This window comes from Nostoc sp. DSM 114160, assembly GCF_053470305.1.
In genome coordinates this window covers 2,546,349-2,561,410 of the sequence record NZ_JBPFGO010000001.1, presented here as the reverse complement: position 1 = coordinate 2,561,410, position 15,062 = coordinate 2,546,349, and the positions used below count along the sequence as shown (strand labels likewise).

At 42.8% G+C, this 15,062-nt stretch carries 11 protein-coding genes and 2 pseudogenes; 6 read left to right on the top strand and 7 right to left on the bottom strand.

Annotated features, from left to right (window positions below; translation table 11 throughout):
* Nucleotides 1-46 precede the first annotated feature (46 nt).
* The gene (locus NSTCB13_RS11440) at nt 47-403 is read right to left on the bottom strand and encodes a hypothetical protein (RefSeq protein WP_448272440.1); all 357 of its coding nucleotides are present in this window, start codon (nt 401-403) and stop codon (nt 47-49) included.
* 477 nt (nt 404-880) lie between these two features.
* Between NSTCB13_RS11440 and NSTCB13_RS11435 the strand changes: the two genes are divergently transcribed.
* Together NSTCB13_RS11435 and NSTCB13_RS11430 are read left to right on the top strand one after the other, a co-directional pair.
* A complete protein-coding gene (locus NSTCB13_RS11435) occupies nt 881-1,555 on the top strand; it encodes a sigma-70 family RNA polymerase sigma factor (protein WP_448272439.1) in 675 nt (224 codons plus the stop codon).
* A 4-nt stretch (nt 1,556-1,559) separates the two neighbouring features.
* On the top strand, nt 1,560-2,294 hold the full coding sequence (locus tag NSTCB13_RS11430; RefSeq protein WP_445629651.1) for an anti-sigma factor: 735 nt from the start codon (nt 1,560-1,562) through the stop codon (nt 2,292-2,294).
* Nucleotides 2,295-2,581: 287 nt separating this feature from the next.
* Here the strand turns inward: NSTCB13_RS11430 and NSTCB13_RS11425 are convergent, their stop codons facing one another.
* From NSTCB13_RS11425 to NSTCB13_RS11410, 4 genes are all read right to left on the bottom strand, one after another.
* A complete protein-coding gene (locus NSTCB13_RS11425) occupies nt 2,582-3,025 on the bottom strand; it encodes a hypothetical protein (protein WP_448272438.1) in 444 nt (147 codons plus the stop codon).
* Between the two features lie 499 nt (nt 3,026-3,524).
* Complete coding sequence (locus NSTCB13_RS11420) at nt 3,525-4,325, bottom strand: ABC transporter permease (protein ID WP_448272437.1); 801 nt, start codon at nt 4,323-4,325, stop codon at nt 3,525-3,527.
* An 81-nt stretch (nt 4,326-4,406) separates the two neighbouring features.
* Complete coding sequence (locus NSTCB13_RS11415) at nt 4,407-5,225, bottom strand: ABC transporter permease (RefSeq protein WP_448272436.1); 819 nt, start codon at nt 5,223-5,225, stop codon at nt 4,407-4,409.
* Nucleotides 5,222-6,172 carry an ABC transporter ATP-binding protein gene (locus NSTCB13_RS11410; RefSeq protein ID WP_448272435.1) on the bottom strand — a complete coding sequence of 317 codons (951 nt, stop codon included), beginning with the start codon at nt 6,170-6,172 and terminating at the stop codon, nt 5,222-5,224. Before NSTCB13_RS11410 ends, NSTCB13_RS11415 begins: the two co-directional genes overlap by 4 nt.
* 576 nt (nt 6,173-6,748) lie before the next feature.
* Here NSTCB13_RS11410 and NSTCB13_RS11405 point away from each other — a divergent pair.
* Together NSTCB13_RS11405 and NSTCB13_RS11400 are read left to right on the top strand one after the other, a co-directional pair.
* Nucleotides 6,749-7,489, top strand: a complete 741-nt coding sequence (locus NSTCB13_RS11405) for an RNA methyltransferase (protein ID WP_448272434.1) — start codon at nt 6,749-6,751, stop codon at nt 7,487-7,489.
* Nucleotides 7,490-7,663: 174 nt separating this feature from the next.
* Nucleotides 7,664-9,237: pseudogene (locus NSTCB13_RS11400) on the top strand (serine hydrolase).
* 148 nt (nt 9,238-9,385) lie between these two features.
* Here the strand turns inward: NSTCB13_RS11400 and NSTCB13_RS11395 are convergent.
* Nucleotides 9,386-9,922, bottom strand: a complete 537-nt coding sequence (locus NSTCB13_RS11395; protein ID WP_448272433.1) for a peroxiredoxin family protein — start codon at nt 9,920-9,922, stop codon at nt 9,386-9,388.
* Between the two features lie 157 nt (nt 9,923-10,079).
* Nucleotides 10,080-10,692: pseudogene (locus tag NSTCB13_RS11390) on the bottom strand (peroxiredoxin).
* 131 nt (nt 10,693-10,823) lie between these two features.
* Between NSTCB13_RS11390 and NSTCB13_RS11385 the strand changes: the two are divergent.
* Entirely contained in the window at nt 10,824-13,031 is a 2,208-nt protein-coding gene (locus NSTCB13_RS11385; RefSeq protein ID WP_445629641.1) for an amylo-alpha-1,6-glucosidase, read from the top strand.
* Between the two features lie 467 nt (nt 13,032-13,498).
* The gene (locus NSTCB13_RS11380) at nt 13,499-14,983 is read left to right on the top strand and encodes a galactose oxidase-like domain-containing protein (protein ID WP_448269890.1); all 1,485 of its coding nucleotides are present in this window, start codon (nt 13,499-13,501) and stop codon (nt 14,981-14,983) included.
* Nucleotides 14,984-15,062: the final 79 nt, after the last annotated feature.

Below are 15,062 nucleotides of genomic sequence, written 5' to 3'. Positions count from 1 at the left end.
CGTTGTTTCATACCTTGGTCATGATTGATTCAGCAACGCCAGTTTTTTAGTCTGCTGTAAATCCTTGCAGTTGATCTTCAAGGTTATGGCGATAGGCTCGATCGCTTAACGTTTGCTCAGGTAGGCGATTCGCTTTGACAGCGGCTTGAATAATGTCTTGAGCCGTAATTGTTCCAGACGCGATCGCATCGATCAATGCACCATTGCTGGGAATACCTTGGTCTTTTAAGTAGCCTTGATATGCAAGAGTTGCCAGATTAAAAGACCCGATCTGGTTTGCGCTGTGTTGATTTCCCACGTATGGATTAAGGCTGATTGGTGCGGTTTGGGCCTGCGCCGCAGCAGGCAAAATGGTGGCAGACAGCAGCAATGTTGTTAACAGCACAGAAATAGAGCGTCGCATAGAATTACCTCTAAGATTGGTTGTTTGGCTACAGCAGTTTTACTGACCTTCAATGCATGGATGCAGCACAAACTTTCAGACAATTTGGTTGAATCCAAACTGCCAAAAAAGAGCGTTACAAATTGACGATATAAATTTCGTCGGGACATTGCAGTGCAATGGCCAGTGTTAAAAGCTGTAGGAGTGGGTAGGTAAGCAATTAGCGTGATTTCAGGAATTTAGTTACAACTTATGCCTGCAAAGAATGCTAACTGGGTTACTTACTTGTCTCTACCTTTAAGACGACTGAGAAGCAATTTTGGATTTAAACTTTTCAAATGCCTTTGCTAGACTGATGTTCGCGGTGCGTTCGGTTTGGGGTGCGAGTTAATCAGAACAAAATAACCGACTTCTACAAAATTTCGACACTAGACTCATCCAATTAGCTTCACCAATCGTTTTAGAAATGAAAGTAAGTTTGCTCTATACTCAAAAGTTGTGAAATCAGGATTGGCACTCACGCTGCAAGATACATTAGGCATTTTTGCAGAGAAATTAGCCTCGGTCTATTCACCTGAATCTATGGATCTAAGTTCTCGCGATCGCCATTCATCAGAACCTTCATCGAAGAGCGATGCTGCACTTTTGGATGACCTGAAGGCACATCTGCCAACGGCGTTAAGGTGTCTCTACGAGCGCTACGGCAGCGTGGTGTATGGAGTGGCGCTGAAAGTTTTGCAAAGCCAGCCGGAAGCCGAAGACCTAACCCAGGAAATTTTTCTGTCATTATGGCAGCGTCCGGTTGACCCAGCTCACCACGATCATTTGATGCGCTACCTGATTGTCATGACTCGCTCGCGGGCGATCGACAAACTGCGATCGCGCAGTCGCACCCTTAATTTGGTGCAACGTTGGGGGCAGAACGTTACTGCCGCACCCCCCGCGCCTACTCCGGTTGAGCAGGCTGTTTTCAATGAGCGATCGCAGCAAGTGCGGCAGGCTTTGGCCCAGCTTTCAGATCGGCAACGACAGGTGATCGAACTGGCCTATGATGTCGGACTGAGCCAATCAGAAATTGCCCAACAACTGCATAAACCCCTGGGAAGCGTCAAAAGCTGGACTCGCCAGGGACTCTTGAAACTGAAGCAACTTTTACAACACTCCATTGACTAAGGTTATGACTGAACCCCTTACTCCTCAAGCAATCGAAACCTTGGCAGCAGGCTATGTTGTGGGCGACCTCGATCGCGCCGAACTAGAAGTTTTCGAGCAACTGCTGGCAGAAAATCCAGCATTAGTGGCAGAAGTGAAGCGGCTTCAGGCAACCTTAGATCGGGTTGTTTACAGCTTAAATAGCGTTGAACCGCCTCCCCATCTCCAATCTGCCATTCTGGCTGCCGCTACCACGACTTTCCAATCCTCCCAGCCCAAACCGTCTCGGCTTTTCTGGTACAACATCATGGGTAGTGTCGCGGCACTCCTAATTCTGTATTTAGGAATGGATAACTATCGCTTGCGACAGGATTTCCGTATGGCTAGTGACATCAATACCCTACTGCAACAGTCACAGACACAACTTTTCTCTCTCAAGGCTGTGAATGCGTCGGATACCGCTACGGGTAGCTTTGTGGTGAATCTAGGACAAAGACAGGGGATTCTAGCCGTGCAAAATCTGCCAGCTCCCCCCACAGGAAAAGTATATCGACTTTGGGCGATCGCTGATGGCGAAAAAATTCCCTGTGGCACTCTGAAAATTAATGCTCAGGGAAAGGTGCTAGATAAATTCTGGATGCCTGCCGACTTTTATGACACAGGTATCTCTGGATTATTCGTGACGTTGGAATTGTCTGAAACTAGTCGTTATCCAACCGGAACTATCGTGATGCAGAGTAACTCATCGACCAATATCTAACCTCAGTAGCTCACGCTCTATCTCTAGCCCAAATACTATTACCACAATTAGATCGGATTTTCCCCAAAATCAAAAATCTGCGTCAGGGTCAAGCCATTCGCGCCTATTGGCCTGGAGTGGTAATTAATCCCACAACATTAACCAATCCAGCACCGATAATTGCAGAGGTGGAAGCTAAGAGTTGGTTATACCAATTTGAAAAATGATTGCGACAGATGGAAAACTGAAACACTTATCCAATGGATGTTTCACAATCCAAAATCTAAAATCTAAAATCCAAAATGGTATTATTTACCAGAGCAATAGCTATTAATTTCATTGACTATTGAACTTTCTTCGTTACTACTCTTTTGCAGAGATACCAGAAAGCCCTTTGCTGCGGGTAGATTCTTTTTATCTATGGCTGTTGCTGCATTATTCAATTGTTTGCTAATGTTCTGATAGAGTGTGATAAAGCGTCCTTGGAAACCTTGCAATTTTTCATCTTTAATTTCTAGTGTTTTCATCTCTTTCGCAAGTGGATCTATCTTAGCCGAAAGTTCAGTTAGAGCTTTGGAACCTTTTGCAGGATTGGGATTTTTAGCGAATTCCTGACCTAGAGTAGATCCCTGATTGGCAACTTTGATGATTTTGTTACATTGAGCAACTTTACTTTCGCCACAACCTGCAAATAATAAAGCGATCGCAGTAGTGGCTGAAAGTATAAAACTTTGCTTAAATACATGCTGCATAGGTTTTACGATCTCCAACTATGTTTCGTGAAAGTTGGGCAGTAAAAATGGAGGATGGCGAAAATACTTTTTCTAAAAAGAATCTTTATTTTTGTTTTTAACTCTCTTGCTGCCCTGTTACTTTATACTTCATTTTTTCAATAATGCCTATGTAATTACACGTAAATCAGCATAAATATGGGGAATTCCCCATTTAAGTAAGTCGGTGCAATAAAACCAAACTGTGTCAACAAAAGTAAATCTGTCCATTTAAAATATGCTTGAGTACACACCTAAAATTTTGTTTAGGGACTTCCAGAGAATAAATTAATCAATTTATTTAAATGATATTCTTCTTTCTCCCCCCTGCTCCCTGCTAAGCCACTTGACGGCAGTTGCTCCACTTGGGGAGACCCCAAGACCGCACTGCCTCCTCCACTTGGGGAGACCCCAAGACCGCAGTGGCTCCCCTGCTCCCCTGCTTACACAGTGATTGCTTATTTTTTTAATTGGAAGTCCCTTAGCTCCCAGTAGAACAATAGTATCGCTCTCCTATTTTCCAAAGCTGGAGCGCAACTATTAGAAAGATAATGCCTGCGATTGGTGATACATAACAAAACCACAAAGGCACTAAAAAAGCATCTTCTTTTTCAAGTACTGCAAGCAAAGGAAAATAACTAACGCAAGCAAGCGGTATCAAGAAAGTAAAGAATCGCTGAAACCACTTGCTATAAATTGCAAGAGGATATTGAGCCGTTTCGACTCCTCCATAAGTGAGGATATTCATAATTTCGAGAGATTCAATAGTCCAGAAGGTGATGGTTGCTTGCATAATAACAATGCCAACAAAGAGCGCAACCCCACCAATGAATGAAGTGCCTAAAAGCCATAAACTTTTAAAAGTTAAAGGGATGTGAAGAGATGAAAGTGACCACCACGTAACAACAATTCCTTGAAAAAGTCTTCCAATTCGTTTTAAAGTAAACTCTTTACCTAACAGTTGAAGTGCTGTGGTGCGTGGACGAACAAGTAAACGGTCGAAGTCTCCACTTTTAATTATTGTTGTAAATGAGTCAAATCCTTTTCCAAAGGCATCAGCACAAGCGAAAGAAATATTAACTATTCCATAAAAGAGAGTAACTTCATTTAAAGTCCACGTACCAATACTATTAAAACGACTAAAAAGTGCCCAGATTCCAAAAAATTCAACAGCAGTTCCTACAAGCTGCCCTATGACTTGCAGCCAGAAAGAAACTTTGTACTGCATTTGCGACTTGAAAGATACAGAAATATATCGAAAGTAAAGCAAAAAGTCATTCATAGTCGCGTTGTAATTCTTATCTAAAAGAAACTATCTAACCTATATTCCTGCTGAAAAAATTACGAATTACGAACTATTAACTTATCCTCCCTGAATTACAAGTTTTCTGATGCCATATCTCACAAGAACACGCCCAAAGATAACAATCACAACTATCCAAAAAGCTTGATGCAGTAATATATGAAATAGGGAATTTGGTTGAAGATTACCAGTAAAAAGACGAAAAGGTTTGTCGATTAGTCCTGAAAAAGGTAGTGCATTCAAAAAAGGCTTGCTCCACTCAGGGAAAAGTGGCAACGGAACAATCATGCCAGAGAAGATACTAACAAGAGTAGGTAGAATACTATTAATTCCCTCCCCCGAAATTGTCCACATCATTGATACAGTCAGAAGCATAGTTAATGCAGACGAAAGTAAAATTGCACCAATAAAAGAGAGAAAAAAGGCAACAAAAGAAGCAAAGGAGGGTGAAAAAGAAAGCGACCATTCATCAAGCCCCAAAAAGGGAAAAAGAAAAATTGTGACTCCAAGAAGCGGAATGCTACGAAGTATCAGGGGCGTTGTGCGAAGTGCCAAAGCGCGAGTAAACCAAAAATTATAAAGGTCTGTGGGTCGAAGAAGATCGTATCCTACAGCACCAGTTCGGATGAGTTCTTGAATATCTCTATCACCTCCCCAAGGGACAATTGCCATCAAAAACGCCTGTCCCAGCCACACATATCCTACAGCTTGTTGAAAAGTCATAGGTTGAGCAGAGGTTGTATGAGTAAAGAATGCCTGTAAAACCATTACTTTTACTAACCCCCAGAAAAGCTGAGTTCCAACGCCAGCCAAAGCAGCAGCACGGTATTGCAACAGCAGTGTAAATCTAGCAACAAACAGTGACCAATATGCTTTCATGGGATAATTCCTGCTGAAATTGCATAAAGTTCCGCAATTATCTCTTCAATAGGTGGATTTTCTACAAAAAGATCCTCTACTTCGTGTTGTGAGGTAACTTGGCTAATTAAAGACGCAGCAGAAAGCTGTGTGGGATCGAAGGACAGAGTTACGGTGCGACCTTCTTTAGAGATAATACTGACTCCTTGTTGTTCAAAAAAGAAATCATCCTTTGTTAGGTCGATTCTTAAGTACCGACGCGAGGAAACTTGAGAACGCAGTGCTGCTAGAGTTCCATCACAAAGGATTTCACCTCCACCAATAATAATTATGCGATCGCACAATGCCTCAATATCATCCATATCATGGGTAGTCAGGATGGTGGTTACATGATGAGTTTTATTCAGGGCTTTAATAAATTTTCTGACTGCAAGTTTTGAAACCGCATCAAGCCCAATAGTAGGTTCATCAAGAAAAAGAATTTCCGGTCTGTGAAGCATTGCGGCTGCAAAGTCACATCGCATCCTTTGACCAAGGCTTAACTGTCTCACCGGAGTTGAGAGAAAGCTTCCAAGACCAAGCAAATCAATCATTTCTTCGCGTGTCTGGCGATACTCCGATTGGGGAACGCGATAAATATCCCGCAGCAAATCGAAAGACTCAATCACTGGCAAATCCCACCAGAGTTGTGTTCTTTGACCAAACACTACACCGATACGATTAACGTGCTTAATTCGATCTTTCCAAGGAGTTCGTCCACCAATTAGGCATTTTCCACTGGAAGGTACGAGAATGCCGCTCAAAATTTTAATCGTAGTCGATTTACCAGCCCCATTTGGGCCAATGTATCCTACTAGTTCTCCCCGCTCCAGGGAAAACGAAACTCCTTTGAGGGCATAAACTTCTTTAGTTTTTCGCTGCACAAGTCCTCGTATTGAACCGAAAAGCCCAGAGGAACGTTCAGACACAAAGAAAGTTTTCCTGAGATTTTCGACCAGAATGTGAGACATATTTGGGCAGGAGGCAGGGGAGCAGAGGAGTAATAAGTAATGAGTAATGAGTAATGAGTTGGAGCAGGGGGGCAGGGGGCAGGGGGCAGGGGGCAGGAGGTCACTGAGCGTAGTCGAAGTGGGACAGGGGGCAATAAAATGGGCTTGGCTGGATTAAGAATTGTCTTGGTAGAGGTAGCTGGGGTGAGTAATGTTGGAGCGATCGCTAGGGAATGAAAAATTTCGAGATATATCATTTAATAATAAGTAAATTGCCAATGCAATCCCCACGTCTTTTTCCCTACACCCTTCTTCTTGGGGACTTCCAGAAAATAAATTATCCAATTTACTCAGATCATATTTTTCTTTCTCCCCCTGCCCCCTGCCCCCTGCCCCCCTGCCTACACCACGATAGGATATTTTTTTAGTTGGAAGTCCCTTGACGCAGGCATTCACTTACACCGCTAAAATAATTTCAAGGAAACTCTTCAGCAGAAACACGACGCTGAAAATTAGCCTGTAAGGATTATCTGGTGCGATCGCAGGAGGCAAAAAATGGGCTTGGCTGGATTAAGAATTGTGTTGGTAGAACCAGCTGGGCCGATCAATATCGGCGCGATCGCCAGGGTAATGAAAAATTTTGGTCTATATAATTTAGTATTAGTGAACCCCCAATGCGATCCGCTATCGACGGAAGCTCTGATGATGGCTGTTCACGCTCAGGAAATTATAGAATCTGCGGTAATAGTGCCAACCTTACCAGAAGCATTGCATGGATGTGTCCGAGCGATCGCTACTACTGGTCGCGTTCGTAGTTTAGAAACACCTTTAGAAAATCCTCGCACTGCACTACCCTGGTTACTGGAGGAACTAGAAAAACCCACAGCACTGATTTTTGGTAGAGAAGACCGGGGATTAAGCAATGAAGAATTAAATTATGCACAGCGGTTTGTTGGCATTCCCACAAGTAAAGATTACGTCGCCCTAAATTTGGCTACTGCTGTCGCAATTTGTTGTTATGAATTGTCACAATCTGCCCAAAAACTTGACATTCAAACTTTACCTCAAACTGAACTTGCACCCTTGGATGTTGTGGAAGGATACTACCAGCAATTAGAATCAGTATTACTGAAAATTGGTTATATATATCCTCATACGGCAGCTAGTCGTATGGGAAAATTTCGCCAATTGTATAATCGTGCTCACTTGAAAACTGGGGAGGTGGCCATGCTGCGAGGAATTTTGCAGCAGGTAGAATGGGCCCTGAAAAACCAGAGGGATAGTGAAAACTTGTAATTATTCGTTTAATATATACGCAATCATCCCCCCAAAATAATTAATATGGCTTAAACTAAACACAAAAATGCTACTTAGTGGCAAAGTGGAATTTGAGTATTAATATTGCTTAGAAATTAAGTTTGGGGCCAAGAGTCTGCAAGAAAACAGTCAAGTGGGTCACAAGGAGTAACGGTGTCAGAATCAAGTGGCGAACTAACAGCTTTCTCGCGGCGTCAACCCTTAAATCGCCGCCAGCAGCCACAAAAAGTTCAAAAAGTGGTGAAGAAGAGAGTTAAAGCTAATAGTCAGCAGCAAACTACAAATGGACAAGAAGGGTCATTAACACGCCCAAAAAATCAAATCAGTACTTCCCCAATCTCTGGCGCTACACGTAGGGTAAAATCGGGGTTAGTTATGCCAACGGCAGTAAAACCAATACCTAGTGTCAAGGGAAAAATTCCTCCCTTTCGGCCGGGTGCTGTAATGGTTAAAACAGTGCGGATGGAAAAGCCAAAAACAGGCAGACGCTCATCGCGAAAAACCCAGTTAAAGCCAATGGCCAAAACCGTATTGTATGTTTTGCGGTTATTGATTGTGGGCGTTGGGATGGGTGCAATTGTGGGCACTGTATTGTCAGTATTAGACCCCCAGCCAATCGCATCAGCACAAATTCGGCGTCGCAATCTAATAATAATGTTAGTAATGTGGCGCGATCGCAGCCACAACCTACCCAAACTCCCCCAGCCGCAGCTTCGAGTCTATACCTATCTCAAGAAATTACCTCTTTGAAAAATGCCGTGCAAAATTTGGCGGCGACCAACCCAAATCTTACACCTGGAATTTTCTTAGTAGATTTAGATACTGGTAATTATGTAGATATTAATGCCTCTACCAGTCTTCCGGCGGCTAGTACGATTAAAGTACCGATTTTGATTGCCTTTTTCCAGGATGTGGACGCGGGGAAGATTCGCCTAGATGATATGCTGACCATGCAACAGGATATGGTAGCCGGCGGTTCGGGAGATTTGCAATACAAACCACCAGGAACTCAGTACGCCGCTTTGGAAGTAGTCACTAAAATGATTACAATCAGCGATAATACGGCGACAAATATGCTGATTGCCCGACTGGGAGGAATGGACGCTTTAAACCAGCGTTTCCGTAGTTGGGGATTGACAACCACAACAATTCGCAATCAACTCCCAGATTTGCAAGGGACAAATACCACTAGTCCCAAAGAACTAGGAAATTTGATGGCGATTGTAAGTCAAGGAAATTTAGTCAGTATGCCATCACGCGATCTCATGCTTGATATCTTGCGTCGCACCCAAAAAGACACTCTGCTGCCAGCAGGTTTGGGAACAGGTGCCAGAGCATACCACAAAACGGGTGATATCGGCACAATGTTGGCAGATACAGGTTTAATTGTGGTTCCAACTGGCAAGCGCTACATAGCCTCTGTAATGGTACAACGTCCAGCAAACGATCCTCGCGCCGAAAAATTGATTAGCTCAATTTCTCGTGCAGCCTACCAAGAGTTTAGCCAAAATCCTGTCACACCCAACACGACTACAAACATACCCACAAATGGTTATCAGCCCCAGGTTGCGAATCCTGCTTTACCTAACAGTACAATAGGCACTGCGCCCATGAGCATTTATCAGCCTCCTGTTGCCACTCCTGTACCTAACGGCATGGGAAGTACAATACCCACAAACGTTTATCAGCCCCAAGTTGCGAATCCTCAATATTATCCTCAAAGATAATTTGTAATTCGTAATACTTTTCAAACAAGTGAAACTATTAAGATTTGATGATATGATTAAGGTCTAAATTACCATTCAAATCTTAAGAGTTCCTATTCCTAATAGCTAGTTTTCCACACCAAACGCAATTTATTTTGAATATTTATAGTCAATTAAATTGTTCTAACAATGTCTCAACACTAGCATTACGATCCAAAAAAGAAAATAAATGCCAGTAACGCAATTTTCCTTCTTTATCTAATACAAACTGCGCTGGCAAAGGCGCTCCCAGTGCTTGTCCTACTTGATATGTACGAAATACTCGACAACTAGGATCGCTCAAGAGTGGCATTCTTAAGCTTAAATCTTTGACAACTATTTGACTTTGCTTTTCATCAGTACTAGTAATCATCAAAACTTCTATTCCGCGATTTTTGAATTGCTCGTAGTTTTTATTCAAAGCTTTGATGTGAGGAAAACAAAGAGGGCAATATTGCTTTTCGGTAAAGATGCGAGTAAAGGCGAGTAACACTGGTTGTTTGCCTTTATAATCAGACAACTTTACTAAAGTTCCGTTGGTAATATCTGGCAATTGAAAATCAGGTGTTCCTACTCCCAATCTGAGTTGATTGCTAGCTGGAACTGGTAAAAAATTACGGAAGAATCGCTCATTTAATAAGCCACTAAAGTCAGTTGAAGTCAACATATTTTTAGCCTTGATTATTTAAATACTATTTTATAAAAAACCACAGATATTGACTGAGGTTGACATTGTTTAATGTGTATCTCTGTTTATCTGTGGTTTTCATTGATTTTGCTTTCAACTCTAAAAGGCTGGATTAGAGTTTTTTAGCTAGCGAAATTTAGACAGCAGAGAAGTAGACTTTAGACTTCACTGGGTCCGGATTCATGGTCTTGTCACCAGGTTGCCAACCAGCTGGGCAAACTTCGTCAGGGTGAGACTGAACATACTGAATTGCTTGTAATGTTCGCAAGGTTTCATCAACGCTACGACCAAAAGCTAGATTGTTAATGGTGGCGTGCTGTATGATACCATCTTTATCGATGATGAATAGACCACGCAAGGCTATGCCTGCTGCTGGGTCAAGAACGTTGTAAGCGGCGCTGATCTCTTTCTTGATGTCGGAGACTAGAGGATAATTCAGGTCGCCGACCCCCACCAGATTTACGATCTGTTTGAATCCAAGCGAGGTGAGAAAATTCACTGTCAACGGAAGCCCCAAGGACTTCAGTATTGATTTTCTTGAATTCTTCGTAGCGATCGCTAAATGCTGTAATTTCAGTAGGACAAACAAAGGTAAAGTCTAGTGGGTAGAAAAACAGGATGACATACTTACCGCGATAATCGGAAAGTTTGATTGTCTTAAATTCCTGATCTACCACAGCTGTTGCTGTGAAATCGGGAGCTTGTTGACCAACGCGGAGGCTTCCTTCGGTTCCGTAAGTAAGGGACATTAACCTAATTCTCCTTTATCGGTTTAGTAGCGTTGGAATTTGGGTCAAGTAAAATTTACCCATCCACGCTCTCACAGTTTAATTACGATCTGTTACGACTATATCATACTCATAACGATTTTGAGTAGCAAATGTCTGATTTAGATACAAGAGAATGGTTACTTACCAACGGCTTAGGAAGTTTTGCCAGCGGTACAATTTCTGATGTCCGCACGCGCACATATCATGGTTGGCTGTTTGCCGCGACAAACCCACCTTCTGGAAGGACTCTGCTGCTTTCGCACTTAGAAGCTAGCTTGGAAATATTAGGGCGCGTTGTGGCACTGGGGACAAATGTTTGGGGTAACGGTCAGATTGAGCGAACAGGCTACGAACAGCTACGCTGTTTTGATATTAACCCAGTTCCTAAATGGACTTGGGGTCAAGATAACTGGCAATTAACCAGACAATTGGTGATGCCTTATGGTTTGGTGGGGACTGGAGGATGGGGAGCAGGGGAGCATACAACTCTTGGAGAGGCTACGCCAACGACTACGCTCAGTAACCGAGGAGAAGTTGCAGAAAGTTTTTCCCCTCTGCCTCTTATGCCCAATGCCCAATTTTGCCATCGAATTTTAATCCAGTATCGCTATGAAGGAACTGAAACAGCGATTTTACGGTTGCGACTGTTGATAGCAGAACGTGACTTTCATCACCAGCAGATTGCTAGTCAAGAATTACAGTTTTCACAATTGCTAGGGGAACAGCAAGTCTGTTTACAAGCAATCAATTCTGGGCGCTTCGGCATACCTTGGCACTTGCGTTGGACACAAGGAAATTATCAACCAGATGCAGTTTGGTATTGGGATTATAGATTGTCTGAGGAGACAAAACGCGGATTAGGCGACAAGGAAGACCTCCACAGTCCTGGTTACTTGATAGTCACACTTCAACCAGGAGATACGGTAACTTTAGAAGCACGAGTAGGTTTTCCCGACTCAGTGCCAGGTGTTCTCACCGTCAAAACCTTCACAGAAGCTGTGGAGGCAGAGCAAGAAAGGCTCTCCCAAATTTTTGGATGGAGAGAGGGAGATAGAGGGGCAGGGGGACAGGGGGGCAGAGGAGCAGGGGAGCAGGGGAGAAGTTGCAGTAAGTTTTTCCCCTCTGCCCCTTTTCCCCTTAGCACCTCTGCCTCTTATGCCCAATTCTCAATCTGGCAACAACTACTCAAAGCAAGCGATCGCTTTATCGTCTATCGAGCCTCAATTGCCGGCCCTACGGTTATTGCTGGTTATCACTGGTTTAATGACTGGGGACGCGATACATTAATCGCTTTACCGGGGTTGGCACTAGTTCCACAGCGTTTTGACCTCGCAAAAGGAGTATTGCGAACTTTTGGGCATTATTGTCGCCACGGTTTGATTGCGAATGCATTTCCCGATCTCAATAGCGAACCAATTTATAACAGTATTGATGCGGCATTGTGGTGGATTGAAACTTTAGGACTTTATTTAGAAGCTACCCAAGACTGGGATTTTTTGGCAGAGCAATTTCCTGTAGTACAACAAATCTATAAAGCGTTTGTCGGTGGTACACATTTCAATATCCAGGTGGATGCTACCGATGGGCTAGTTAGTTGGGATGCTCGTGGTGTAGCTCTCACTTGGATGGATGTGATAATTGGGACACACCCCGTCACACCCCGTTATGGGAAGCCGGTGGAAATCAATGCACTGTGGTATTCTGCTTTATGTTGGCTGAGTCAGTGGGCAGAGCGCTTGAGCCAAATGGAATATGGCTCACCAGTGCGTCTTACTAAGCAAGCACAGCGTTATGCTAACCAAGCACAACACGTGAAAACCTCACTGCAAAAATTCTGGAATCCTCAGCTAGGTTATCTGTACGATACTATTGAGCCAGACGATCGCCGGAATTTTCAAATTCGTCCGAATGCCGTTTTGGCGCTGTCGTTACACCATTGTGGGTTTTTTGAACAGCAAGGGTGTCAGATATTAGATTTGGCAACTACCAGCTTGCTCACACCTTATGGTCTTCGCAGTCTCGATCCAGGAGATCCAGAATATCAAGGAAAATATGAGGGCGATCAACAGCAACGCGATCGCGCTTATCATCAAGGCACTGTTTGGACTTGGCTAATTGGGCCGTATATTCGGGCTTGGCAACGTTTTTATCCACAACAATCGTTGCCTTTTGATTGGCAACCCTTGCTAGATCACTTTTTCTTTGATGCTTGTCTTGGTTCTATTTCTGAGATTTTTGATGGCGATTCACCTCACACACCCAGAGGAGCGATCGCTCAGGCTTGGTCAGTTGCCGAAGTAATCCGCTACATTAAATAGTTGTACCGATATAGATGGTCTTGGATAATTATTCTTGATTAATATACATTCACAAATTAACGTTGCTAGTTGGAACCAACAAAACCACTGCTATACAAGCTTTTTATTAATTTATCTGATTATCCAAAAGTTACTAAACATTTTTGATGATTTCACAAATTGAGGCAGCAAAACCAAAAATGTTTATTTTCTTCTGTGAGGAAATATTTTATAAGAAAACTTCGTGAATCAGATGTAGTTTTATTGTATAGTAGCAATGTAGTTAAGGCTTAATTTAGATACTCTACAGGATGTATAATTAATAGCCCAATTACTATTGATCGCATCTAATTTTATATTTCCTTATTATGAAAAGCATCATATTTTAACCTTAAATAAGCCTAAAGAAGTATAGATATAAATTGAGAAATCAATTAATAAAATAAAGTACAAAAAATGAAGTTCACGTAGGAATAATTGTAAATAAAGTGACTCAACCTAATAACAACACTAACCTTCAAGAAGCAACAGATTTAGGGACTTCCATTGCTCTAGCTACTACTACAGATAAATGGCAAGTACTGTCATACAAGGCTCCAATCCTACCTATACATGCCGCTCTACTTCGTACTGGTAAGATATTCTTTTTCTGTGGCTCAGGTAACGATCCCAATCGGTTAAATACTCCCTATGACAGTGTGGTTTGGGATATAAACAAGGGAACCTTTTCGCGTCAAGCGCCTCCATTGGATAGTAACAATCAACCTATGGATCTTTTCTGTGCTGGTCACTCCTTCCGGCCTGATGGTCTGTTATTGGTTGCAGGTGGAACTTTGCGCTATGACCCATTTTATGGTTCCCCCTATGCTCTGATGTTTGATCCCATTGCTGAAAAATGGGTCAAGATCCTATCAATGAATAATGGTCGCTGGTATCCTACTGTGTTAACACTAGGCAGCGGTCGAGTCTTAGCAGTGTCCGGGCCAGATAAAGATGGCAAGCTCAATAGACAACCAGAAATTTATTCTGCTTTCTTTCCAAATGGTTGGAACGCTTTTCCAACAACTAGTGCTTTACCGGCATACGCACATCTGTTTCTACTAAGTAGTGGTAAAATTTTTTATTCAGGTGCTCAGATGGGTGTTACTGGAGTGACACCAAGGATATTAACCCTGCCAGAGAAATTTACACAATCCATTACAGAAACAGTGGTTACAGGGCTGCAAGATATAGCTTTTGGCGATCAAGCTGCCAGTGTGCTTTTACCACCTGCACAAGATCAAAAGGTGATGATTCTCGGTGGGGGTAGTGGTAAGACAGCAACAAAGAGAGTAAATATTGTCGATTTAAAAGCTAGTAATCCAACTTACGTAGCAGCAAAGCCTTTAAACTATGCTCGGATGCATCACAGTGCAGTTTTGTTGCCCGATCGCACAGTGTTTGTTTGCAATGGTAGCAAAATGAATGAGGACACAACACAAGCAATGCTGCCAGCAGAAATCTACAATCCAGCGACAAATACCTGGACAGTAGTAGCTAAACAAACTGTCCCCCGCGTATATCACTCGGTGGCTTTGCTGCTACCAGATGGTAGGGTTGCAGCAGCTGGAGGGAACCCTCAACGGACGGTCAATGAACTGCGATTAGAAATCTATAGTCCTGCGTATATGTCGCGATCGCGTCCAGTTATTCAGAGCGCTCCTCAAACAGTGACCTACGGGCAGCAATTTACGATTCAGACACGCCAAGCTGCGAATATTAAATGGGTTAGTTTTATTAGACCAATGGCAACTACCCATTCTTGCGATACGGAACAAAGGTTAGTCGATGCACCGATTATTTCTAGAAACGCTACTTCTCTTAAGGTCACGGTCATAAACAATCGAAATATCGCACCCCCAGGCTGGTACATGCTTTTTATTAGTGACAACAATGGAACACCCTCAGTAGCAACCTGGACGCAAATATATTAGCCTTATCTGTTTAAGTAAGTCGGTGCAATAAAACCAAACTGTGTCAAGAAAAATAAATAAGGCTCAAACTCTTTCTCCC

What these genes read in the sequence shown, in the direction of transcription:
- NSTCB13_RS11440 (WP_448272440.1), bottom strand. Translation starts at nt 403, where the DNA reads ATGCGACGCTCTATTTCTGTGCTGTTAACAACATTGCTGCTGTCTGCC.
- NSTCB13_RS11430 (WP_445629651.1), top strand. Translation starts at nt 1,560, where the DNA reads ATGACTGAACCCCTTACTCCTCAAGCAATCGAAACCTTGGCAGCAGGC.
- NSTCB13_RS11425 (WP_448272438.1), bottom strand. Translation starts at nt 3,025, where the DNA reads ATGCAGCATGTATTTAAGCAAAGTTTTATACTTTCAGCCACTACTGCG.
- NSTCB13_RS11420 (WP_448272437.1), bottom strand. Translation starts at nt 4,325, where the DNA reads ATGAATGACTTTTTGCTTTACTTTCGATATATTTCTGTATCTTTCAAG.
- NSTCB13_RS11415 (WP_448272436.1), bottom strand. Translation starts at nt 5,225, where the DNA reads ATGAAAGCATATTGGTCACTGTTTGTTGCTAGATTTACACTGCTGTTG.
- NSTCB13_RS11405 (WP_448272434.1), top strand. Translation starts at nt 6,749, where the DNA reads ATGGGCTTGGCTGGATTAAGAATTGTGTTGGTAGAACCAGCTGGGCCG.
- NSTCB13_RS11395 (WP_448272433.1), bottom strand. Translation starts at nt 9,922, where the DNA reads ATGTTGACTTCAACTGACTTTAGTGGCTTATTAAATGAGCGATTCTTC.
- NSTCB13_RS11385 (WP_445629641.1), top strand. Translation starts at nt 10,824, where the DNA reads ATGTCTGATTTAGATACAAGAGAATGGTTACTTACCAACGGCTTAGGA.